The 21,246-nt window shown below is 73.5% G+C and carries 16 protein-coding genes, 1 tRNA gene and 2 pseudogenes; 14 read left to right on the forward strand and 5 right to left on the reverse strand.

Features of this window, described 5'->3' with window-relative positions; all coding sequences use genetic code 11:
* Positions 1-57: 57 nt before the first annotated feature.
* From AB0G15_RS28145 to fdhA, 5 genes are all read left to right on the forward strand, one after another.
* A tRNA-Sec gene (locus AB0G15_RS28145) sits at positions 58-150 on the forward strand.
* Between the two features lie 313 nt (positions 151-463).
* Positions 464-769 (forward strand): DUF5980 family protein, encoded by a 306-nt coding sequence (locus tag AB0G15_RS28150; protein ID WP_362845515.1) that lies wholly within the window; start codon positions 464-466, stop codon positions 767-769.
* 167 nt (positions 770-936) lie between these two features.
* Positions 937-2,235: an L-seryl-tRNA(Sec) selenium transferase gene (gene selA / locus AB0G15_RS28155; protein WP_362845517.1), complete on the forward strand. Its 1,299-nt coding sequence runs from the start codon at positions 937-939 to the stop codon at positions 2,233-2,235.
* Between the two features lie 36 nt (positions 2,236-2,271).
* Positions 2,272-4,176, forward strand: coding sequence for a SelB C-terminal domain-containing protein (locus tag AB0G15_RS28160; protein WP_362845519.1), 1,905 nt, complete (start codon positions 2,272-2,274; stop codon positions 4,174-4,176).
* A 221-nt stretch (positions 4,177-4,397) separates the two neighbouring features.
* Positions 4,398-5,621 carry a formaldehyde dehydrogenase, glutathione-independent gene (gene fdhA, locus AB0G15_RS28165; protein WP_362845521.1) on the forward strand — a complete coding sequence of 408 codons (1,224 nt, stop codon included), beginning with the start codon at positions 4,398-4,400 and terminating at the stop codon, positions 5,619-5,621.
* A 119-nt stretch (positions 5,622-5,740) separates the two neighbouring features.
* Here fdhA and AB0G15_RS28170 read toward each other — a convergent pair whose 3' ends face one another.
* The gene (locus AB0G15_RS28170) at positions 5,741-7,123 is read right to left on the reverse strand and encodes an APC family permease (protein ID WP_362845523.1); all 1,383 of its coding nucleotides are present in this window, start codon (positions 7,121-7,123) and stop codon (positions 5,741-5,743) included.
* A gap of 274 nt (positions 7,124-7,397) precedes the next feature.
* Here AB0G15_RS28170 and AB0G15_RS28175 point away from each other — a divergent pair, with 274 nt between their 5' ends.
* Complete coding sequence (locus tag AB0G15_RS28175) at positions 7,398-8,144, forward strand: FCD domain-containing protein (protein WP_362845525.1); 747 nt, start codon at positions 7,398-7,400, stop codon at positions 8,142-8,144.
* 156 nt (positions 8,145-8,300) lie between these two features.
* Here AB0G15_RS28175 and AB0G15_RS28180 read toward each other — a convergent pair whose 3' ends face one another.
* The gene (locus AB0G15_RS28180; RefSeq protein WP_362845527.1) at positions 8,301-8,804 is read right to left on the reverse strand and encodes a ribosomal protein L7/L12; all 504 of its coding nucleotides are present in this window, start codon (positions 8,802-8,804) and stop codon (positions 8,301-8,303) included.
* Positions 8,805-9,087: 283 nt separating this feature from the next.
* Here AB0G15_RS28180 and AB0G15_RS28185 point away from each other — a divergent pair, with 283 nt between their 5' ends.
* The 5 genes from AB0G15_RS28185 to AB0G15_RS28205 all read left to right on the forward strand — a co-directional run bounded on the left by AB0G15_RS28185 (position 9,088) and on the right by AB0G15_RS28205 (position 14,482).
* Complete coding sequence (locus AB0G15_RS28185; RefSeq protein WP_362845529.1) at positions 9,088-10,197, forward strand: BMP family ABC transporter substrate-binding protein; 1,110 nt, start codon at positions 9,088-9,090, stop codon at positions 10,195-10,197.
* Between the two features lies 1 nt (position 10,198).
* Positions 10,199-11,848: an ABC transporter ATP-binding protein gene (locus AB0G15_RS28190; RefSeq protein ID WP_362845531.1), complete on the forward strand. Its 1,650-nt coding sequence runs from the start codon at positions 10,199-10,201 to the stop codon at positions 11,846-11,848.
* On the forward strand, positions 11,845-13,044 hold the full coding sequence (locus AB0G15_RS28195; protein ID WP_362845533.1) for an ABC transporter permease: 1,200 nt from the start codon (positions 11,845-11,847) through the stop codon (positions 13,042-13,044). Before AB0G15_RS28190 ends, AB0G15_RS28195 begins: the two co-directional genes overlap by 4 nt.
* A complete protein-coding gene (locus AB0G15_RS28200) occupies positions 13,041-13,955 on the forward strand; it encodes an ABC transporter permease (RefSeq protein ID WP_362845535.1) in 915 nt (304 codons plus the stop codon). Before AB0G15_RS28195 ends, AB0G15_RS28200 begins: the two co-directional genes overlap by 4 nt.
* A 74-nt stretch (positions 13,956-14,029) precedes the next feature.
* The gene (locus tag AB0G15_RS28205; protein ID WP_362691087.1) at positions 14,030-14,482 is read left to right on the forward strand and encodes a VOC family protein; all 453 of its coding nucleotides are present in this window, start codon (positions 14,030-14,032) and stop codon (positions 14,480-14,482) included.
* Between the two features lie 56 nt (positions 14,483-14,538).
* Here AB0G15_RS28205 and AB0G15_RS28210 read toward each other — a convergent pair whose 3' ends face one another.
* Positions 14,539-14,916: a metalloregulator ArsR/SmtB family transcription factor gene (locus tag AB0G15_RS28210; protein WP_362845537.1), complete on the reverse strand. Its 378-nt coding sequence runs from the start codon at positions 14,914-14,916 to the stop codon at positions 14,539-14,541.
* Positions 14,917-15,027: 111 nt separating this feature from the next.
* On the opposite strand from AB0G15_RS28210, the gene AB0G15_RS28215 reads away from it, so the two are divergent.
* Positions 15,028-15,285, forward strand: a complete 258-nt coding sequence (locus tag AB0G15_RS28215) for a DUF1918 domain-containing protein (protein ID WP_362691093.1) — start codon at positions 15,028-15,030, stop codon at positions 15,283-15,285.
* 88 nt (positions 15,286-15,373) lie between these two features.
* Positions 15,374-16,351: an aldo/keto reductase gene (locus AB0G15_RS28220; protein WP_362845539.1), complete on the forward strand. Its 978-nt coding sequence runs from the start codon at positions 15,374-15,376 to the stop codon at positions 16,349-16,351.
* A gap of 156 nt (positions 16,352-16,507) precedes the next feature.
* Here the strand turns inward: AB0G15_RS28220 and AB0G15_RS28225 are convergent, their stop codons facing one another.
* Both AB0G15_RS28225 and AB0G15_RS28230 read right to left on the reverse strand, forming a co-directional pair.
* Positions 16,508-19,864 carry a BTAD domain-containing putative transcriptional regulator gene (locus tag AB0G15_RS28225; RefSeq protein WP_362845541.1) on the reverse strand — a complete coding sequence of 1,119 codons (3,357 nt, stop codon included), beginning with the start codon at positions 19,862-19,864 and terminating at the stop codon, positions 16,508-16,510.
* A 342-nt stretch (positions 19,865-20,206) separates the two neighbouring features.
* A pseudogene (locus tag AB0G15_RS28230) lies at positions 20,207-21,049 on the reverse strand (IS256 family transposase); the annotation flags it as partial.
* A gap of 103 nt (positions 21,050-21,152) precedes the next feature.
* On the opposite strand from AB0G15_RS28230, the pseudogene AB0G15_RS28235 reads away from it, so the two are divergent.
* Positions 21,153-21,246: pseudogene (locus AB0G15_RS28235) on the forward strand (IS5/IS1182 family transposase); the annotation flags it as partial.

Below are 21,246 nucleotides of genomic sequence, written 5' to 3' on the forward strand. Positions count from 1 at the left end.
CCGCCGTCCGGCATGCCGCTCCGGTGCACGTACCCGCTCGCGAGTATGTTCTCCCTCGGAGGTGTATGGGCGCCTGGTGGCCCCCGCGGTCTTCAAAATCGTCGAGGCCGGGATTCTCGGCCTGGCGGGTTCGATTCCCGTCCGCCTCCGCCGTACGGAAATCGCCGGCATCGCGGGCGGAACGCCGCAAGTCGTTCGTGCATGGAACCCGTACGCAGGTGAATCCGGCGAAAAGCCCTTGAGGGAAACCCCACCACTGTCACAGGGGTGGTCACCGGCAAGCGCGACGACGGTACGTCCGTCGTTGTTGACCGGCGAATACCGAAGGCGAGACGCGCATCGGGAACCTGGACGCGGGAAAGCCCGCCGGTGAGCCCCTGCCGGGCTGGCGCTCGCGCTGGCCGGCACCACACCGGCCTCGGCCGCGACATGGGAACTGCGTGACTTCCGGCCGCAGATCTGCGTGACGTCGAGCGGCGGCCACCCCGGCACGTACTTCATAGCCGCGGTCGTCGGAACCTGGTCGACGACCGTCCAGATCGCACTGCAGAACCTGCCCCCCGGTGCGACCAGCATGGGCGGCACACCGATCGCTCCCGGATCCAACTATCCCGACCCCGACGACGGCTCGACGACGGTGAACGGCTTCGTCCATATATCGATCCCGCCGCTCCCGGTCGGGGTGTACACCACGCTGGTGACGGCCTCGGACGGTACGGAGACCCAGTCCTATCCCGTCACCATCAACGTGAAGCAGAGCTGCTACTAGCGGTCGGCGAGCATCGGGCCGGCGAGACGCCACCGCACCGACCGGCGTCGCGCGGCGTTTCGGCGGACGGGGTGCCCGTCGTGGCGGTGGCGCGTTCGGAGTCGTTGAAGCCCAGGTCCTCGGCCCGGCGGGTTCGATTCCCGTCCGCCTCGGCTTATGTTCGGAGAGTGGATCCACGCAGGCTGGTGCCGCGCACCGACGCCGTCCTCGCCGACCCGCGGCTGGTCGCGGCGGCCGGGCGGCTCGGGCGGGCGGTCGTCAAGGACGCCGTGGTGCGGGCGCAGCGGCGCGCGCGGCAGGGCGGGCTCGATCCCGGCCAGGTCGCGGACGCGGCCGTGGCGGAGCTCCCGCCGTACCCGGCGAGCCTGCGGCCGGTGATCAACATGACCGGGGTGCTGGTCCACACCAACCTGGGTCGCGCGCCCCTGTCGGCGGCGGCGGTGCGGGCCACGGCCGCCGCGGCGGGTCACACCGACGTGGAGTTCGACCTGGCCACCGGAGCCCGCGCCCGCCGGGGGCGGGGCGCGATGGACGCGCTCGCCCGGGCCGTGCCCGCCGCGGGAGACGTGCACGTGGTCAACAACAACGCCGCCGCGCTCGTGCTCGTGGCCACCGCGCTCGCCGCCGGGCGGGAGATCGTGATCAGCCGCGGCGAGCTGGTGGAGATCGGCGACGGATTCCGGATTCCCGACCTGCTCGTCTCCACCGGCGCCAGGCTGCGCGAGGTGGGCACCACCAACCGCACCTCCTACGCCGACTACCGGGCGGCCGTGGGGCCGGAGACGGGGTTCGTCCTGAAGGTGCACCCGTCGAACTTCCGGATCGAGGGCTTCGCCGGTTCGGTCGGGGCCGCCGAGCTGGCCGGGCTCGGCGTGCCCGTCGTGGCCGACATCGGCTCCGGCCTGCTCGCGCGGGAGCCGCTGCTGCCCGGCGAGCCCGACGCGGCGAGCGCCCTGGAGGCCGGGGCGGACCTGGTCACCGCCAGCGGCGACAAGCTGCTCGGCGGTCCGCAGGCCGGGCTGCTGCTGGGCCGCCGAGACCTGGTCGAGCGGTGCAGGAGACACCCCCTGGCCCGCGCGCTCCGGGTGGACAAGCTGGCGCTGGCCGCGCTGGAGGCCACCCTGCGCGGTCCCGCCACCCCCGTCCACCAGGCCCTGCACGCCGACGCCGCGCAGCTCGGCGAGCGCGCCGCCGCGCTCGCGGACCGGCTGGCCGGGGCCGGGGTCGACGCGAGGGCCGTACCGAGCGAGGCGGCGGTGGGCGGCGGCGGGGCGCCGGGCGTGACGCTGCCGAGCGCCGCGATCAGCCTGCCCGAGCGGTTCGCCGTGCCGCTGCGGACCGGGGAGCCCGCGGTCGTCGGCCGGGTGGAGGGCGGCCGTCTCCTGCTCGACCTGCGCGCCGTGCCCGCCGGCCGGGACGGCGACGTGCTGCGGGCCGTTCTCGAGGTGGGTGACCGGCGTGTGTGATCGCCGGGACGGCCGGTCGGCGCGGGCGGGCGGCTGATGCACGTCGTGGCCACGGCGGGCCATGTCGACCACGGCAAGTCCACCCTGGTGCGGGCGCTCACCGGGATGGAGCCCGACCGGCTGGCCGAGGAGCGGCGCCGGGGACTGACGATCGAGCTCGGCTACGCCTGGACGCGGCTGCCGTCGGGGGAGCGGCTGGCCTTCGTCGACGTACCCGGTCACGAGCGCTTTCTCGCCACCATGCTGGCCGGGGTCGGTCCCGCGCCCGCCGTCATGTTCGTGGTGGCGGCCGACGGGGGGTGGATGCCGCAGTCGGAGGAGCACCTGGTGGCGCTGGAGGCCCTCGGGGTGCGGCACGGCCTCCTCGTGGTGACCCGCGCCGATCTCGCCGACCCCGCCCCGGCCGCCGAGCGGGCCCGGGCACGCCTGGCGGCGGGCGGCCTGGGCGGGGCCGAGGCGCTGGCGGTGAGCGGGCGCACCGGGCAGGGCCTCGACGAGCTGCGGCGGGCGCTGGACCGGCTGGTGGCCGCGCTGCCCGTACCCGACCCCGGGGCGTCGGTGCGGCTGTGGATCGACCGGGCGTTCACCGTACGCGGCAGCGGGACGGTGGTGACCGGGACCCTGCCCGCGGGCACGGTCACCGCCGGGGACGAGCTGGACCTCGACGGCGTGCCCGCGCGGGTGCGGGCGCTGGAGTGCCTGAAGGAGCCGGTGACCTCGGTGACCGGCGTGGCCAGGGTCGCGCTCAACCTGCGCGGCCAGGGCGCCGCCGGGCGTGGCCTGGCCCTGGTCACCCCGGGCGGGTGGACGTACACCGACCTGGTCGACGTGCGCCTGAGCCCGGCCGGATCCGGCGGCGGGGGTCCGTGGGGGCCTGGCGGCGCCGGGGCGGACGGTTCCGGGGGCGGTGGCCCGTGGCGGCCGGGCGGGCGTGCCGGGCCGGGGGGATCGCGGGAGCTGGGCCTTCCACCGCCCGCCGGGGGCTGGGACGCCGCTGACCTGCCGGGACGGCTGACCGCGCACATCGGCTCCGCTGCGGTGGTGTGTGCCGTACGGCAGCTCGGCGGGCGGATCGCCCGGCTGCGCCTGGTCGGACGGCTCCCCCTGCACGCGGGCGACGTGCTGCTGCTGCGCGATCCCGGGCGCGGCCGGGGCGAGGTGCGGGTCCTCGCGCGGGCGAGCGTGCTCGACCCGCGCCCGCCGGGGCTGCGCCGCCGGGGCGCGGCACGGGAGCGGGCGGCCGAGCTGGCGGAGGCTGCGCCGGACGCGGCCTCCCTGCTGCGGACCCACCTCCTGCTGCGCACCGGCGACCTCGCGGCCATGGGGTGTGCCCCGGGAAGGCCGGTGTGCGGCGACTGGCACGCCGATCCGGCGCACTGGTCGAGGCTGGCGGAGCGTCTACCCGGGGTGGTGCGGCGCCACGCCTCGGCGCGTCCGCTGGAGCCCGGCATGCCGGTGGAGGCGGCCCGTCACGAGCTCGCCCTGCCCGAGCGGCGGCTGGTCGAGGCACTCGTACGCCCGCCGCTCGCCCTCGACGCGGGGCGGATCGTGAGCGGCCCCGCCGGCCCCGCGGCGCTGCCCGCGCCGGTCGTCCGGGCCGTCGAGCGGCTCGGCGCCGAGCTGTCCGCGCGCCCCTTCCTGGCGCCGGAGGCGGGCCGGCTGGCCGAGCTGGGGCTGGGGCCCCGCGAGCTGGCGGCGGCCGTACGGGCGGGGGCGCTGCTGCGGGTGGCCGACGGGATCGTGCTGCTGCCCGGTGCGGACGTCCTGGCGGGACGGCTGCTCGCCCGGTTGCCGCAGCCGTTCACGGTCAGCCAGGCCAGGCAGGCCCTCGGCACCAGCCGCAGGGTCGCGGTGCCGCTCCTGGAACACCTCGACCGCAGGGGGCTCACCGAGCGGGCCGACGGGGTCCACCGCTATTGCCCGGCCCGTGCCGGGCGGTGATCCCCCGGCGCCGTGCCGATCACCTGCCTCGCCGGGGGATCCCGGAGAGACATGGCTCCCCGATATCGCCGCTACCAGCAGGTATATGGTTAAAAAAGATGAGAAATCGTCTTTGATTCGGGCTCGGTGGTCACAGTCCCCCTCACGTCCCCTCGCGAACGATGACCGCCCGCTCCGCCGGCGTCGCGCGGAAGGGCACCACGAGGAGACAGGAGGACGTCATGCCGAGCAACAAGGTCGTCACGTACCAGGGGCCGGGCAGGGTGGAGGTCCAGGAGACCGACTATCCCGGGTTCGAGCTCAGGGAAGGGCCGGGGGTGCCCCCGGCCAACGTGGGCCGCAAGGTGGCGCACGGCGCGATCGTCAAGACCGTCGCGACGAACATCTGCGGCAGCGACCAGCACATGGTCCGTGGCCGCACCACCGCGCCCGTCGGGCTCGTCCTCGGCCACGAGATCACCGGCGAGGTCGTCGAGACCGGCCCGGACGTGGAGTTCACGAAGGTGGGCGACCTCGTCTCGGTGCCCTTCAACATCGCCTGCGGCCGCTGCCGCAACTGCAAGGAGGGCAAGACCGGCATCTGCGAGAACGTCAACCCCGAGCGGCCGGGCGGGGCGTACGGCTACGTCGACATGGGCGGCTGGGTCGGCGGGCAGGCGCAGTACGTCCTGGTGCCCTACGCCGACTGGAACCTGCTGAAGTTCCCCGATAAGGACCAGGCGATGGAGAAGATCCTCGACCTGGCCATGCTCACCGACATCTTCCCGACCGGCTTCCACGGCTGCGTCACCGCCGGGGTGAGGCCCGGATCGACCGTCTACATCGCCGGCGCGGGACCGGTCGGGCTCGCCGCGGGCGTCTCGGCGTTCCTCCTGGGGGCGGCCGTGGTCATCGTCGGCGACCTGAACAAGGAGCGCCTGGAGCAGGCCCGCAGCTTCGGCTGCGAGACCGTCGACGTGTCGCGGGGCGAGCCGAGGGACCAGATCGAGCAGATCCTCGGAGAGCCCGAGGTCGACTGCGGCGTCGACGCCGTGGGCTTCGAGGCCCGCGGACACGGTGGCGACTCCGGCAGGGAACAGCCCGCCACCGTGCTCAACTCGCTCATGGAGATCACCCGCGCGGGCGGCGCGCTCGGCATCCCCGGCCTGTACGTGACCGGCGACCCCGGCGCCCACGACGAGGCGGCGCAGCGGGGGGCGCTGTCCATCCGGCTCGGCCTCGGCTGGGCCAAGTCGCTGGCCTTCGGCACGGGCCAGTGCCCCGTGATGCGCTACAACCGCTATCTGATGCAGGCGATCCTGAACGACAGGGTGCAGATCGCCAAGGCGGTCAACGCCGTGACGATCCCGCTGGAGCAGGCGCCCCAGGGGTACGCGGACTTCGACCAGGGCGCCGCGTCCAAGTTCGTGCTCGACCCGAACGGCGTGCTCGGCACGGGAGGCTGACCCGGAGCCCGTGCCCGAGGGCCCGTGGACTGCCCCGGAGCCTGGGCCGGAGGACGCGTGGACCGGCCACCCGGAGTCGTACCGGAGGGCCCGTAGAGGGGGAGCCGTGCCGGATGGCGCTACCCGAGCATGCGCGGGTCGTGGGCGGCGCCCGCGGTGACGGGCGCCTCCTCGACGAACTCCACCTCGGGCGGCGGCCGCCGGAACATGCGGGTGACGTAGGCGAGATAGATCACGCCCAAGCCGAGCCAGATCAGGCCGAGGGTGACGGCGTGCGCGTCGAGGCGGCTGAGCAGCCACAGGTTGACCCCCGCCCCGATCGCCGGGACCAGGACGTAGGGCACCACCCCCGGCGTCCGGCCCGCGCGGCGTTCCCTGACGTAGTGGGCGACGACGCTGAAGTTGACGAAGGTGAAGGTGGTGAAGGCGCCGAAGTTGATGAACGACGTGGAGATGGCCATGTCCAGCCACAGCGCGATCAGGCCCGCGGCACCGGTGATCACCAGGCCGAACACGGGCGTGCGAGATCTGGGGTGGAGGTAGGCGAACACCCTGCGGGGCAGCACCCCGTCGCGCCCCATCGCGTACAGCAGCCGCGAGGTGCCGGCCTGCGCGGCGAGGCCGGAGGCGAACTGGGCGACGACCAGACCGGTCAGGAAGACCGCGCCGAACAGGCTGCTGCCGATCAGTCCGGCGATCTCGAAGGCCGCCGAGGAGGAGTCCTCGAAGAGGCCGCCGGGGTGCACGAGCTGTGCGAAGTACGCGACCACGATGAAGATCACGCCACCGGCGAGCGCGGTGAGCATGATCGCCCGGGGGATCGTCCGCTCCGGCTCGACGGTCTCCTCCGCGAGGGTGGTGACGGCGTCGAAGCCGAGGAAGGCGTAGGCGGCGATGGCGGCCCCCGCCGCGACGCCGGAGACCGTGGTGGCCCGGTTGTCGAACGGCGCCAGGTCGAACAGCGCGGCGGGCCCCGACGAGCCGGCCACGTAGCCGATCGACAGCAGCACGAAGAAGAACAGGACCGCGATCTGGACGGTCATCAGCAGGAGGTTCACCCGGGCAGCGATCTTGATGCCCATCGCGTTGAGTACGGTCGTCACGATGATGAACAGGACGATCCACACCCACGAGGCGACCTCGGGGAACTGTGCCGACAGGTAGGCGGCGCCGATCAGCCAGATGACCATGGGCAGGAAGAAGTAGTCGAGCAGCACCGCCCAGCCCACCAGGAAACCCGCCCGCGCGTCGATGGTCCGCCGCACGTAGGTGTAGGCGGACCCGGCGATCGGGTGGATCGCGGCCATCTTGCCGTAGCTGAAGGCCGTGAACAGCATGGCCGCCAGCGCGAGCGCGTACGCGGCGGCGGTCGCGCCGCCGGTGGTCTCGGACACGATGCCGAAGATGCCCAGGACGATCAGCGGCGTCATGTAGGCCAGGCCGAACAGCACGACCTCGCCGAGTGTCAGAGCACGCCACAGAACCGGTCCTTTGGATGGCATCGCGAGGTTCTTCCCGATGAGTCGGCCTCCCGCCGGAGTCCGGCGGGAGGGATCGATCCGTCCCCGGTAGACGGGGGCATCGGCCGGCCCGCCCCGGGACGTCGAACACCACGAAGCCGTTTCCGGCCCGCCGGGAAGCCGGCTGGGCGAGCGTTGTGGAGAGGAGGTGCGACACGGCGCACCTGCTTCCCGACTAGAAATAAAAATATCTCATTATGAGCATTTAAAGCAATTTCGATCACTATGATCTATTTTTGATGAGTACGGTGATGACATGTCGTCCGGCAGTCCTCACATCGTGCTCAAAGCCCCCGCCCTGGTCGGCATCCGGCGGCTCAACGCGCTCGACACGGTCCGGGCCCGCATCGCGATGGCCGTCGAACTGGGGCTGCTGAAACCCGGGGAGCGGCTGCCGCCCGCCGACGAGATCGCCCGCGCCCTCGGCGTCGGGGAGATCACGGTGCGGAGGGCGCTCGTCTCACTCTGCGACCAGGGCGTACTGGAGCGGCGGCGGGGGCGCGGCGGCGGAACCCTGGTGGCCGAGCGGCCGCCGCCCGGCGGGGTGCGCGAGATCGAGGCCTACCGGTCGGCCGCCGCCGACGTCCACCGGCTGATCGACCAGCGGCTGCTCCTGGAGTGCGGCATCGCGCACCTGGCCGCGACGCGCCCGGACCCGCGGCGGCTGGAGGAGCTGGAACGGCTGGTGGAGTGCATGGACCGCGCCTCCAGCTGGGCCGAGTTCCGCCCCTGCGACGAGCGCTTCCACATGGGGGTGGCCGCGGCCACCGGCCTGCCGTCCGCGGTGGAGCAGTACGGCTCGGTCGCCCGGGAGCTCCACCGCTACTATCTGCCCTTTCCCCTGGACCACCTGCGCGAGTCCAACCGCGGGCACGCCGAGCTCGTCGCCGCCCTGGCCGCGGGCGACCCGCTGAGGGCGGTGGAGATCACCCACCGCCACGTCGAGGTGCTGCACCGGACCATGTTCGTCGGGGTCGAGGACCGGCCGGCCGGACCGGACTGAGCGCTCCACGGTCCCGGGGAGAGCGCGGGAGGGGCCAGAGCCGCAGGGGAGCAGAGCGCGGGAGTGGCCAGAGCCGCAGGGGGCAGAGCAAGGGAGGGGGCGGGGAGTTCGGAGGGCTCACTCGGGAGGGCTCGGAGGGCGTCGACTCGGGAGGGCTCAGAGGGCGTCGACGAACAGCTCGGCCTCGTGCTCGCCCATGCCGGTCTCGCCGCGCACCAGGTAGACCGCCTGCTCGGCGCGGCCTGCGGCCTTGAGCTCGCGCACGCGAGTGGCCAGGTCGGGGCCGGTGACGGCTGCGGCACCGGCGCCCGGCGGGACCATGGGACGGGCGGGGCGGAAACCGCCCATGAGGGGATGGCTCCACATGTCGTGCCCCGCGGCCACGGCGTCGACGATCGCCTTGGACTCCTTCAGGCCGAGCCCGGTGTACTGGCGCAGCTCCTTGATCGCCTGGATCTTGCGCCCCTGGCGCGTCAGCCCGGTGACGGTCTCGTACAGCCTCTGGGGCGTCGGCGGCGTGAGCGGCGCGACGGGCGCCCGGCCTCCGGAGACCGCCCGGCCGCCGTTCCTGGCCGCCTTGACGGCGCCGACGACGATCGCCAGGACCACCGCGAGAAGGGCGGCGACGATCAGCAGCTCAACGGGCCCGAGGTTCGGCATGCCCGCATCGTACGCCGGACCCGCGCGGGCCGCGCGGGTCGGTGAACGGGTCGGTGAAGGAAGGGAGCGGGAGGCTTTCCGGCCGGGGCCCGCGACCGGGGGGTTCTCCGGCCACCGGTGGGCGGTGGGCACGACGGACGGCGACGGCTGTTAAATGGCAGCGTCCACACGGCAGCGTCCCGACCTGCCCGCAGCAAGCCCGTACCCCCATTCCCGCGACCAGGGTTCGTTCCCCACCCGCGCCCCGTGGGCGGCGCGTGCGCATCAGATCGAGAGGATCGTCATGGCCGCATTCCATCGAACGGGCCGGGTCACGGCCGCGCTGACCGCCTGTCTCGCCTCGGTGGCCCTGGCCGGGTGCGCGAGCGGCGACGCCACGGCACCCCGGGCCACGAGCCCCACTCCGGCCGGCGCCGGAGCGAAGACGGACGGCGGCACCGTGCTCGCGGGCCAGCCGGACGTCAACGGCGACGGCAGGGTCGTCATCGGGGTGCTGAGCCCCGGCGACATCAACGACAAGGGCTACTACCAGAGCTTCGTCGACACCGCGGAGCGATTCGCCACCTCGAAGGGCTGGACGATCATCAAGCGCGGCGGCGTCAACACCAGCGAGGCGCTCAACGCCGCGCGGGCGCTGTGCCGGCAGAAGGTCGACATGGTGGCCCTGGGCGCCGCGGACCTCAGGGACGCGATCCCCGCCTCCGAGGAGCCGGTGTGCGCCGGCACCGCCTGGTACGTCCCCTCGTCCGACAACATCCCGCAGACCCCGAGGATCATGCTCTCCACCGACGAGGCGGACCAGAGCCTGCTGGCCGCCGGGTACGCGGCGGGCCTGCTGATGGAGGAGAAGGGCGCGACCAAGGCCGGGTTCGTGACCGGCCCCGAGGTCGACTTCACCACCGCGGCGGCCAGGGCCTTTCGGGCGGGCATCCGGCTGGTGGTCCCCGAGGCCACGCTGGCGGTCACCTACAGCGGCGACCTCAACGACTCGGCCAAGGCCAAGGAGGCCACCCAGGCCCAGATCAGCCAGGGCGTCAAGGTCGTCTACCCCTACCTGGGCGGTGCCACCGACGCGTCGGCGGAGCTGGCCGACGCCAACGGCGTGCTCACCCTCACCCCGGGCACCGACCGGTGCGCCTCCACCGCGCCCACGTTCGACATCTCGGTGCTCTTCAGCCCCGGAGACTACTTCGGGGCCGCGCTGGAGGACTTCGCCGAGGCGAAACTGCGGATGGGCGTGGAGAAGGTCTGGAAGCTCGGCGTCGACCCGTTCCCCACCGTGAGGATCTGCGAGCCCACCCCCGAGCAGGAGGAGAGGCTGAAGACGTTCATCGCCGACGTCGGCAGCGGGAGGATCGACCCCAAGGCGGAAGTGAAGAGGCTCGGTTCCTGACGTGACGGAAGACGAACGGGCGAGGGGCCTCACCCCGCCACCGGTGCCCGCCCTCCGGCTGCGGGGAGTCAGCAAGAGCTACGGTCCGGTCGTCGCCTGCGACGCCGTGGACCTCACCGTGTACGAGGGCGAGATCCACGGCCTGCTCGGCGAGAACGGGGCGGGCAAGTCGACGCTCATGAAGATTTTGACGGGGCTCGTCCGAAAGGACTCCGGGACCGTCCTGCGCCATGACGAGCCCGTCGAGATCGGCGATCCGAGGGAGGCCGCTGCGCTCGGCATCGGCATGGTGCACCAGCACTTCAGCCTGATCGACCCGCTGACGGTCTGGGAGAACGTCATCCTGGGCGACACCGGGAAGATCGACAAGGCCGTGGCCCGCGACCGGGTGCGGGAGATCTCCCGGCGCTACGGCCTGCCGGTCGATCCGCTGGCCAGGGTGGCGCGGCTCTCCGCGGGCGAGCGGCAGCGGGTCGAGCTGATCAAGTGCCTGCACCGGGACCCGGCGGTGCTCATCCTCGACGAGCCGACGTCCGTGCTGACCCGGGCGGAGTCGGCCGAGCTGTTCGGCGTGCTGCGCCGCGTGGTCCGCTCGGAGAACCGCGCGGTCATCCTGATCAGCCACAGACTGGACGAGATCACCACGGCCACCGACCGGGTGACCGTGCTGCGCGGGGGGAAGGTCGTCTTCCGGAGCGCCACCGCGGAGACTGACCCGCGGGAGCTGGCCCGGCGGATGGTCGGCAGGGAGGTCTCCCCGGGCACCGAGGCCGCCGCCCTCGGCCTGCTGCCGGCCGGCCCCCTCGGGACGCGCGGGTCCGCGGACGGGAAGAGCACGGCGGGCGAGACGGCGAACGAGGGGCACGGAACCGGTGAGGCGGACGCGAGGAGGGCGGGTGCCCCGACGCCCCCGCCCGCGCTGCGGCTGCGCGGCCTGACCCTCACCCTCGACGGCGTGCCCGTCCTGTCCGATCTCAGCCTGGACGTCGCCCCCGGTGAGATCGTCGGCCTGTACGGGGTCGAGGGCAACGGCCAGTCGGCCCTGGGGGACCTGCTGTCCGGGCTCGTCGTACCGGACTCCGGGTCGGTCGAGATCTCCGGGCGGCCGGTCGATCCGCACCGCCCGGGCGCGCTGCACGCCGCAGGGCTCGGCGTCGTGCCCGAGGACCGGCACGGCTCCGGGCTGGTGCTGGACATGAGCGTCGCCGAGAACCTGGTCATGAAGTCGCTGGACGCCGTGAGCGGCCGGGTGTTCCTCGACCGGGGAAAGGCGCGCGCCGTGGCCCGCCGCCTGGTGGCCGAGTTCGGCATCGTCACCCCGTCGACGGACACCCCGGTACGCGACCTGTCGGGAGGCAACCGGCAGCGGGTCGTGCTCGCCCGCGAGCTCTCGGCCCGCCCGGCCGTCCTGGTCGCGGCACGGCCCTCGCACGGGCTGGACGTGGGCGCCACCGAGGACGTGTACCGGCGGCTGCGCGACGTCGCGGCGGGAGGGACGGCCGTGTTGCTGATCTCCACCGAGCTGGAGGAGGTCATGACGCTGGCCTCCAGGATCGCGGTGATCTCCTCGGGAAGGATCACCGGCGTCCTGCCGGCGGGGGAGGCCACGGCCGAGCGGCTCGGAATGCTGGTGGGCGGGGTGGCCGCGTGAACGGGACCCTTCGAGATCCCGGCGGGAACCCCGCCCCGGACCCGTCCGGCCGCCGCCTGCTCGCCCTTCTCGTCCCCCGTCCCGGCGCACCGGTCTGGAAGACCGGCCTGGCCACCGTCGCGGGCGTGGCCGTGGCGCTCGCCCTGTCGTCGCTGCTGATCGCCGTGACCGGCGGCTCCCCCCTCGCGTCGGTGCGGGCCCTCCTCCAGGGCAGCGTGGCCGATCCGGCGGCCTGGACCTCCACCCTGCTGTACGCGGCGCCGCTGCTGCTCGTGGCCGCGGGCGCGTGCGTCAGCGCCAGGTCCGGCGTGTTCAACATCGGCCAGGAGGGTCAGGTGCTCGTCGGCGCGCTCCTCGCCGCCTGGGTGGGCCTGCGCCTGGCGGTCACCGGCCCGGCGCTGCTGGTGGCCGTGCTGGCGGCCGCCGCGCTGGCCGGTGGCGCGTGGGCCGGCCTCAGCTCGCTGATGTACCGGTTGCGCGGCGTCGACGTCGTGGTCAGCACGCTGCTGATGACCTTCGTCGCCCAGCAGCTCGTCGCGTTCGCGGTGAACACGCCGTGGCTGCTGCGGGAGTCGCGGGTCGGCGACGCCGTCGTCGCGCCGCAGTCCAACCCGCTGCCGGACAGCGCCCTGCTCGGCTCGATCGGGGAGTACCCGGACCTGCAGGTCAACGGGGGCCTGATGATCGCGGTGGCCGCGGCCGTGATCGTCGCGACGGTGCTCGCCCGCACCCGGTGGGGGTTCCGGCTCACCATGCTCGGCCTCAACCCGCTCGCCGCCAGGCACGCCGGGGTACGCGCCGGCGCGCTGGGTGGCGCGGCGCTGGCCGTCTCCGGCGCCCTCGCCGGGCTGGCCGGGGCCGTGCTGCTGACCAGCCCGGTGGGCGTGCACCGGCTGCAGCCCGGCATGGCGATGAGCATCGGCTGGGACGGCCTGCTGATCGCCCTGATCGCCCGCAACCGGCCGTTGCCGGCCGTACCCGTCGCCCTGCTGTTCGGCGTGCTGCGCTCCGGCGGCGGCTTCCTCGCCGCGACCGGGGTACCCCCGTTCGTCGTGGACGTGGTCAAGGCCCTGCTGGTGCTGGCCTTCGTCGCCCCGCCCGCCGTCATCGCCGTGCTCCGGCACCGCGGGACCGGCGTCCGCGCCGCGCGCGCCGGGCACCGCTCCGCGCCCGTCGCGGAGGGGGCCGCCCGATGATCACCGCGGACGACGTCTCCACCATCCTGTCCAGCGGGGTACGGCTCACCGTGCCGCTGGCCTTCGCGGCGTGCGGGGAGTATCTCGCCGAGCGGGCCGGGACCATGAACATCTCCGTCGAGGCGATGATGCTGGGCGCCGCGTTCGGCTCGGTCGCCACGGCCGGTGCCACCGGCAGCGCCACCGCCGGGCTGGTCGCGGGCGTGCTGATCGGGCTCCTGGTCGGTTTCGTCCACGGCAACCTCTCCCATCGCCTGGAGATCAACACCTTCGTGACCGGCCTGGTGCTCAACGCCCTCGTCCTCGGGCTGACCGGCTACCTGATCACGATCGTTGACTTCGGCTCCCACCAGGTGTCGCAGGTCAGCGTCCCCTGGCTGCGTGACATCCCGTTGATCGGCGCCCCGCTGTTCGTCGAGCGCTGGCCGGTCTACCTGCTCCTCGTCGTCGTCCCGCTGACCTGGTGGCTGGTCGAGCGCAGCAGGTGGGGCCTGGAGCTGCGGGCGGTCGGCGAGCGGCCGAGGGCCGCCGACGCCGGCGGCATCCGGGTCAACGCGCGCCGCCGCCAGGCACTGCTGTGGTGCGGCGCGCTGGCCGGGCTGGGCGGCGCGTACCTCGCGGTCGGCGAAGTCGGCTCGTTCAACCAGAACATGACGGCCGGTCGTGGGTACATCGTCATCGCGGCGGTGATTTTCGGCGGCTGGCGGCTGGGACGCACCCTGCTCGGCTGCGCGCTCTTCGGCCTGGCCGACGCCATGCGCCTGGCGCTGCCCGCGCTGGGCCTGACGCTGAACTCACAACTGCTGATAGCGGCGCCGTACCTGGTCGCGCTGCTCGCGATGCTGCTCTTCACGAACCGGCGCCGCGAGCCGGGAGCGCTGGGGCGGCCCTTCGAACGGGGCTCCACCTGAGGGTCCCGGACACCGGCGGCCGGCCGGGCCGGCGCAGGCCACCCGGATCGGCCCGGAGGAAGTGGGGGATCTTCATGGGTGATCTGACCCGGGCACGGTGGACGCACGTCGCCCTGCCCACGGGCGACCTCGACGAGGCGATCGCGTTCTACACGTCGCTGACGCCGCTGGTGGTCGTCGAGCGCTTCCAGGACGCCGAGGGGGAGAGCGCCTGGCTCTCCAACGAGGGGCAGGCCGAGACCCCGATGGTCCTGGTGCTCGTCTCGTTCGACAAGGACAGGGGCGGGCGGCTGGGGCTGCTGACGCCGTTCGCGCACCTCGGCATCGAGGTGCCCGAGCGCGCCGACGTCGAGGAGATCGCCGAGCGGGCGCGCGAGCTGGGCCGCCTGCACTGGGAGCCCCGCGACATGCCCGGCCCGGTCGGCTACATCTGCGCCCTGAAGGACCCCGACGGCAACGTCGTCGAGATCTCCCACAACCAGCGGGTCTTCGCCACGGTACGCCGGCTGTGGGCGGGTCCCTCCTGAGAGGGGAGAGGGGGAGCCGGGCGGGCAGCAGGAGGCCGAGAGGCGTTGGGCGGGGGTCAGGTGCCGTTCCCGGCCGTGCCCGGGGGCGCCGGGTTCTCCGCCTCCCTGAGGCGGCGCTCCCGTTTTCCTCGCGCGATCTCGGTGCCCAGGGCGTCGAGGTGCTGGTTCCAGAAGTGCCGGTAGCGGTCGAGCCACCGGTCCACCTCCCGCAGCGGGGCCGGATCGACGGCGTACAGCCGCCGGGTCCCCTGGGCGCGTACCGTCGCGAACCCGTTGTCGCGCAGCACGCGCAGGTGCTGGGAGACGCCGGGCTGTGAGATCCCGAACTCCTCCTGCACCACGGCGCTGATCTCACCGGCCGCCAGCTCGCCGTCGGCGAGCAGCTCCAGGATCCGGCGCCGGACCGGATCGCCGAGAACGTCGAGCGCGTGCATGACCTCACTGTCTCAGGATCGGCTTATATAAGTAAAGTCTGAAGCCCGCGAGGCCCTACAGCCGACCTTGCCGCGCTCCTGACCTGGACGAATGTGCCGCGGAGTGATGCCATGGAAGGGGAGGACGGCCGGAGAACCGGCACCCTGCTGATCCAGCTGATCCAGGAGGCCACAGTGAAGGCGACCGTAGGCGACAGGTTGATCGTGGAGAGCGCCCACGACGGCGCTCCCCGCAAGATCGGATTCATCATCGAGCTACGCCACGAGGACGGAAGCCCGCCCTACGTGGTCCGCTGGGAGGGCGACGAGCACGAAAGCCTCGTCTTCCCCGGCCCCGACGCGCACGTGATGCCGGGCGTGCCGGGGTAGGCCCGGGGCCCGTGCCGCACGTCCCGCCTGCCTGCCGTGCCCGGGTGCCGGTGATTCCCGCCGCGTCGTGCGGGCTACGATCGCTGATGTGGAACAGCGCGAATTGGGAAGAACAGGCAGGCGGATCGGTGTCGTCGGGCTCGGCGCGTGGCAGCTGGGGGCCGACTGGGGTGAGGTCGGCGAGGACGAGGCCCTGGCCACCCTCGACGCCGCCGTGGACGCCGGGGTCACCTTCGTCGACACCGCCGACGTGTACGGCGACGGGCGCAGCGAGCAGATCGTCTCGCAGCTGATCAAGGCCAGGCCGGGGCTCACCGTGGCCACCAAGATGGGCCGCCGCGTCGCACAGGAGCCGTCGGCCTACACCCTGGACAACTTCCGGGCGTGGACCGACCGCTCCCGGGCCAATCTCGGCGTCGACACCCTCGACCTGGTGCAGCTGCACTGCCCGCCCACCCCGGTCTACGCGACCGACAGGGTCTTCGACGACCTCGACACCCTCGTCCAGGAGGGCCGCGTGGCCGCCTACGGGGTGAGCGTGGAGACCTGCGACGAGGCGCTGACCGCGATCGCCCGGCCGGGCGTGGCCACCGTGCAGATCATTCTCAACGCATTCCGGCTCAAGCCGCTGGAGAGGGTGCTCCCGGCGGCGGCCGAGGCCGGGGTCGGCATCATCGCCCGCGTCCCGCTGGCCAGCGGCCTGCTGTCCGGCAAGTACGACGAGTCCACCGTCTTCGGCGCCGACGACCACCGCACCTACAACCGGCACGGCGAGTCCTTCGACGTCGGCGAGACCTTCTCCGGGGTCGACTTCTCCACCGGCCTGGAGGCGGTCCGCCGCCTGGCTCCGCTGGTGCCGCCGCAGACCACCATGGCGCAGTTCGCGCTGCGCTGGATCATCGACCAGCCCGGCGTCTCCGTGGTCATCCCCGGTGCCCGCAACCCCGCGCAGGCCCGCGCCAACGCGGCCGCCGCCGCCGTGGACCCGCTGCCCGAGGCCACCCTCGCGAGCGTGCGGGAGATCTACGACGAGCTGATCCGTCCGCAGGTCCACCAGCGCTGGTGACCCGCCGGCCGCTCCGGCGGGCCCGGGCGGCCCGGCACAGGCCGGAGCCGCAGGGAACAGGCCGGAGCGGCTGAGGGAACGGGCCGGAGCGGCCGGGAGAACAGGCTAAAACGGCCGGGAGAACAGGCCGGAACGGCCGGGAGACGGCAGGCCGGGTCAGCTCAGGCGGGCCAGCAGCCGCAGGCTCCGCTCCTCCAGGTAGGCGAGGCCGAGCCGCCGGTGCGTCCCGGCCGCCTCGCGGGCGTGCTCCCGGGCCCGGCCGGCGCGGCCCAGCCGCGCCGCCAGCTCGGCGAGGACCAGGTGGGTGGAGCCCCACGCCGCGCTGCCCGTCCCGGAGACGATCAGCCGGTCGGCGTACGGGGCGAGCCGGTCGTACAGCTCCTCCGGGTCGGGGACACCGAGCCGGGCGGCGACCAGGCCCCAGACGGGGACGAGGAAGTCGGCGATCCAGTCGTCCGCGACCTCGGTGCCCCAGCGGGCGACCAGCTCGCGGGCGAGGTCCGGACGGCCGGAGTCGAGGGCGGCCAGCACCGCGATCGGGCGCAGCGGAGCCATCGACGGATCCTCCGCCGAGGCGAGCAGCCCGTCGAGGGTCTCCGCGACCCGGCCGCGCCCCCGGTCGCAGGTGAACGTCGTCAGCCGCAGCCGGAACTCCTGCCCCCAGAGGCTGGAGCCGTACCGCATCTCCCCGAAGCGGGTGACGAGCGACTCCGCGTCCGCCCAGCGGCCCTCCAGGGTGCACCTGGCGGTCTGGGCGATGCGGACCATGGCCTCCAGCTCGGGGCGGCGCACCTCCTCGATCAGCCGCTCGCAGCGGGCCAGGTCGAGATCCCAGCCGGTCAGGTCACCGGCGCGCAGCAGGCAGGCCATCCGGAAGACCCGGGCCACCAGCTCGGTGGCGCGCGGCAGGCGGGGCAGGGCCAGCATCTCCTCCGCGGCCCGCAGCCGCTCCGGGTTGCGGCCGGGCACCCAGCAGGCGAGCAGGTAGTTGTTCAGGGTGCGAGCCAGCAGCGCGGGATCGTCAAGGCCACGGGCGATCTCCACCGCCCGCGCCGCGTGCCGCTCGCCCTCGGCGCGGCGCGGCCCGTAGTGCAGCTCCACGGCCAGGGTGCCCAGCAGCGCGGCCCGGTCGCGGTCGTCGAGCGGCCCGGCCAGCAGGTCCTCCAGCACGGCGACCATCGCGGCGTCGACCACTCCGTACGGGCGCCACAGCCACAGGGCGAGCCCGCCGGAGACGGTGATCGCTGAGATCAGGGCGTCCCTGTCGCCCAGCCGCAGGGCCAGCTCGATCGCCTCGTCCAGGTCCCGGCGGGCCGCCGCGGCGTCCCCCACCGTGCGGCGGGCCTGCCCCAGCTCGGTCAGCAACGCACACCTGGCCCTGTCGCCACCGTCGCCACCGTCGCCGCCGGCCGGCAGCGAGCTCAGGGCCAGCTCCCACAGCTCGACGGCCTCGGTGTACGCGAGCTGGGCCGCGGCCCGCCCGGCCGCGCGGGAGGCGTGTTCCACCGCCTTGGCCGCGCCGCCGACCCTGGCGGCCGCGGCGAAGTGGTGGGCCAGCGTGGCGGGCTCGGTGCCCGGCCTGGTCTCCAGGCACTCGCCCGTACGCAGGTGCAACCGGGCCCGCGCCAGGCGGCCGAGCCCGGACAGCAGCGCGTCGCGCACCAGGGCGTGGGAGAAGCGGTAGTCGGGGCCGCCGGGCGGTTCGGCCAGCAGCCCGCTCGCCACCGCCGGTTCCAGCAGGGACATCACCCGCTCGGCGGGGACGCCGGTGACGGCTTCGAGCACGTCGACCTCCACCTCGCGCCCGGTGACCGCCGCCGCCCGCAGCAGCTGCCGCGTCTCCTCGGGAAGCCTGGCCGCCCGGCGTTCGATGACGTCGCGCGCCCCGGAGGGCAATCCGGCCGCCAGGCACCGCTCGCTCTCGCGCAGGCGCAGCAGCTCGCCCAGGTAGAAGGGGTTGCCGCCGCTCCGCTCCAGCAGCACGTCGACCAGCCCGGGATCCTCGGGGATCCGCCGCAGGCGCAGGTACGACGACACGTCTCCCGCGCCGAACGGGGCCGGTTCCAGGCGTACGGTCCCCGGCTCCCTCGACAGCGCGCCGAGGGTGTCGCGCAGCTGCGCGGGATGGTCGCCGGGCTCGGGACGCAGCGTCGCCACCACCAGCACCGGATGGCGGGCCAGCTCGCCCGCGACGAAGGCCAGCAGCCGCAGCGAGGAGGCGTCGGCCCAGTGCAGGTCTTCCAGGACCACCAGGAGCGGGCCGCCGATGGAGGTCAGGGTCGCCGACACCCGCTCGTACAGCTCGAACAGCGCGGCGTCGGGGTCGGGGGCCGATGACGCCGCCTCGCCGTGGAAGGGGTTCGCCCCGCCGCACTCGCGCAACACCTGGATCCAGGGGCGGAACGCGGGTGCCGCGCCGTCCACGCAGCGGCCCCAGGCGACCCGGAAACCCCGCCCGGCGGCCTCGTCGGCCGCGGCCCGCGCGAGCCGGGTCTTGCCGATCCCGGCCTCCCCGGTCACCAGCAGCACCCCGCCTTCCCCGCGCCGCGCCGAGGCCAGCCGCTCGGCCACCAGGCGTAGCTGCGCCTCCCGGGCGACCAGCGTCTCACCGGCCACGAGGTCCCCGGCCCCGGCCCCGTCTCCCGTCACGGCCGGGGCCGGGGCGAGCGGGACGGGCGCGGCGGGAACCGGGAACGGGCCCGTCTCGGGAAGCGGGCCGGAAACGACGCCGTGGGTCTCCAGCTCGGCGGCCTGCTCGAACACCGCCCGCTCCAGGCGCCGCAGCTGCGGCCCCGGCTCGATGCCGAGGTCGTCGGCGAGCAGGGCACGGACCCGGCGCAGGGCGGCGAGCGCGTCGGCCTGCCGGTCGGCCCGGTACAGAGCCAGCACCAGCAGCCCCCAGAGCCGCTCCCGGTAGGGGTGGGCCTCGGCCAGGGCTTCCAGGTCCGGCACGCAGGCGCCGCTCTCGCCCAGCGCCAGCCGCGCCTCGAACCCGTCCTCCACGGCGGTGGCCCGCAGCTCGCGCAGCCGCGCGACGGCGGGCCGGGCGAACCCCTGACCGGCGAACTCGCCCAGCGGCTCACCCCGCCACAGGCCCAGCGTCTCCTCCAGCACCCGCAGCGCCTCCCCGTGGTCGCCGCGCGCCAGCGCCCTGCGGCCCTCCTGCGCGCCCGCCGCGAAGCGCGCCAGGTCGACCTGGCCGGGAGCGACGGCCAGCAGGTAACCCGGCTCGCGGGTGAGCAGCACCCCCGGCGGCGTGCGCGGCGCGCGGCCGGGCTCCAGTACTTTGCGCAGGTGCGCGATGTAGGCCTGCAGTGTCCTCGTCGCTCCGGAGGGCGGCTCGCCCGCCCACAGCTCGTCGATCAGGCGGTCCAGCGAGACGACCCTGCCCGGCTCCAGCGCCAGCATCGCCACCAGGGCACGCTGCTTCCTGGTGCCGAGGTCGAGCGGGGCACCGGTCTCGCCGGCGACCTCCAGCGGGCCGAACAGCCGGAAGGTCAGGCTCGTCGGCATGCGTCCTCTTTCCTCATGGCAGCCGGAAGCCTACGTTCCCCCACCGTCATTTCCGCGGTGGTCTCCGAAGTGCGCAAGCGAAACGGGAGCCCGCACGTCAAGGACCGGACAGGCGGGGCCCACGGACCCAATTGACGAAGGAACGCGGTGGCCCGGCGAGTGATCACGCCCGGGCCCTCGCCGCGGTCACCGCAGGCTTGAGCCTGCCCTGAAGTTCCGCAGCGGTGGAGGGCCAGGTCAACCGGATCAAGACACTCAAACGACAGATGTTCGACCGAGCCGGGGGTCACGTCCAGCGAAGTGGTGTATGAGTTGACCTTCGCGTGATCCTGTTTCTGTAGGTTAAGCGGTAAGTGTCTGCGGGATGGGATTGCGTTGCGGTGTGTCGCCTGCGATGACGCGCATTCGGATTTTGGCCAGGACGTCCAGGCCCATGTAGCGGCGGGCCTCGGTCCACTCATCGCTCTGCTCGGCCAAAACCGCACCGACGAGACGGACGATCGAGCCGCGGTCGGGGAAGATCCCCACCACGTCGGTGCGGCGGCGGATCTCCTTGTTCAACCGCTCCTGAGGATTGTTCGACCAGATCTGCCGCCAGATCTCCCGGGGAAAGGCAGCGAAGGCAAGGAGCTCTTCGCGGGCTGCGTCCAGGTGCTCACACGCAGCCGGATACTTCGCCTCCAAGGCGTCGATCACCCAGGTGTGCTGGGTGTGCACCGCTTCGCTGGTGGGCTGGTCGAAGATGGTGCGCACCAGCGTGGCCACCCACGGCTGCGCGCTTTTGGGCACCGTCGTCAAAAGGTTGCGCAGATAGTGCGTGCGACAACGCTGCCAGGACGCTCCCGGCAACGTCGCGCCGATCGCCGCCACCAGCCCGGTGTGCGCATCAGAGATGACCAGCTGCACCCCGGACAGGCCGCGAGCGAGAAGGTCGCGCAGGAAGGCCAGCCAGCCTGCGCCGTCTTCGGCCGAGGTCACCTCCAACCCCAAGATCTCCCGGTTGCCGTTGGCATTGACCGCGGTGGCCACCAGGACATGCACGTTGATGATCCGCCCGCCCTCGCGGACCTTCTGCGTCAGCGCGTCCAGCCAGACGAACACATACGGGCCCGCGTCCAACGCCCGGCTGCGAAAAGCCTCGACCTGAGCGTCAAGAACCTTGGCCATCTGTGAGACCTGGCTTTTGAGAGGGCGGTTCGCGAGTCGATGCCTGTGATGTCACAGTGTGATCGGGTGGACATTTAGCGTTACAGCTGGCTGGTGGGCCAGGATGTGCTGGGATGACCAGGTGAGCGAGCGCAAGCCGTACCCCAGCGACTTGTCCGACGAGCAGTGGGCGCTGATCGAACCGGTGATTACGGCATGGAAGGCCGCGCACCCGT

The sequence above is a fragment of the Streptosporangium sp. NPDC023825 genome, assembly GCF_040639575.1.
Taxonomy (GTDB): Bacteria; Actinomycetota; Actinomycetes; order Streptosporangiales; family Streptosporangiaceae; genus Streptosporangium.

Coding starts and splice junctions, on each gene's coding strand:
- AB0G15_RS28175 (WP_362845525.1), top strand. CDS start 7,398: ATGTCGTCCGGCAGTCCTCACATCGTGCTCAAAGCCCCCGCCCTGGTC.
- fdhA (WP_362845521.1), top strand. CDS start 4,398: ATGCCGAGCAACAAGGTCGTCACGTACCAGGGGCCGGGCAGGGTGGAG.
- AB0G15_RS28205 (WP_362691087.1), top strand. CDS start 14,030: ATGGGTGATCTGACCCGGGCACGGTGGACGCACGTCGCCCTGCCCACG.
- AB0G15_RS28210 (WP_362845537.1), bottom strand. CDS start 14,916: ATGCACGCGCTCGACGTTCTCGGCGATCCGGTCCGGCGCCGGATCCTG.
- AB0G15_RS28225 (WP_362845541.1), bottom strand. CDS start 19,864: ATGCCGACGAGCCTGACCTTCCGGCTGTTCGGCCCGCTGGAGGTCGCC.
- AB0G15_RS28170 (WP_362845523.1), bottom strand. CDS start 7,123: ATGCCATCCAAAGGACCGGTTCTGTGGCGTGCTCTGACACTCGGCGAG.
- AB0G15_RS28180 (WP_362845527.1), bottom strand. CDS start 8,804: ATGCCGAACCTCGGGCCCGTTGAGCTGCTGATCGTCGCCGCCCTTCTC.
- AB0G15_RS28200 (WP_362845535.1), top strand. CDS start 13,041: ATGATCACCGCGGACGACGTCTCCACCATCCTGTCCAGCGGGGTACGG.
- AB0G15_RS28215 (WP_362691093.1), top strand. CDS start 15,028: ATGGAAGGGGAGGACGGCCGGAGAACCGGCACCCTGCTGATCCAGCTG.
- AB0G15_RS28160 (WP_362845519.1), top strand. CDS start 2,272: ATGCACGTCGTGGCCACGGCGGGCCATGTCGACCACGGCAAGTCCACC.
- AB0G15_RS28185 (WP_362845529.1), top strand. CDS start 9,088: ATGGCCGCATTCCATCGAACGGGCCGGGTCACGGCCGCGCTGACCGCC.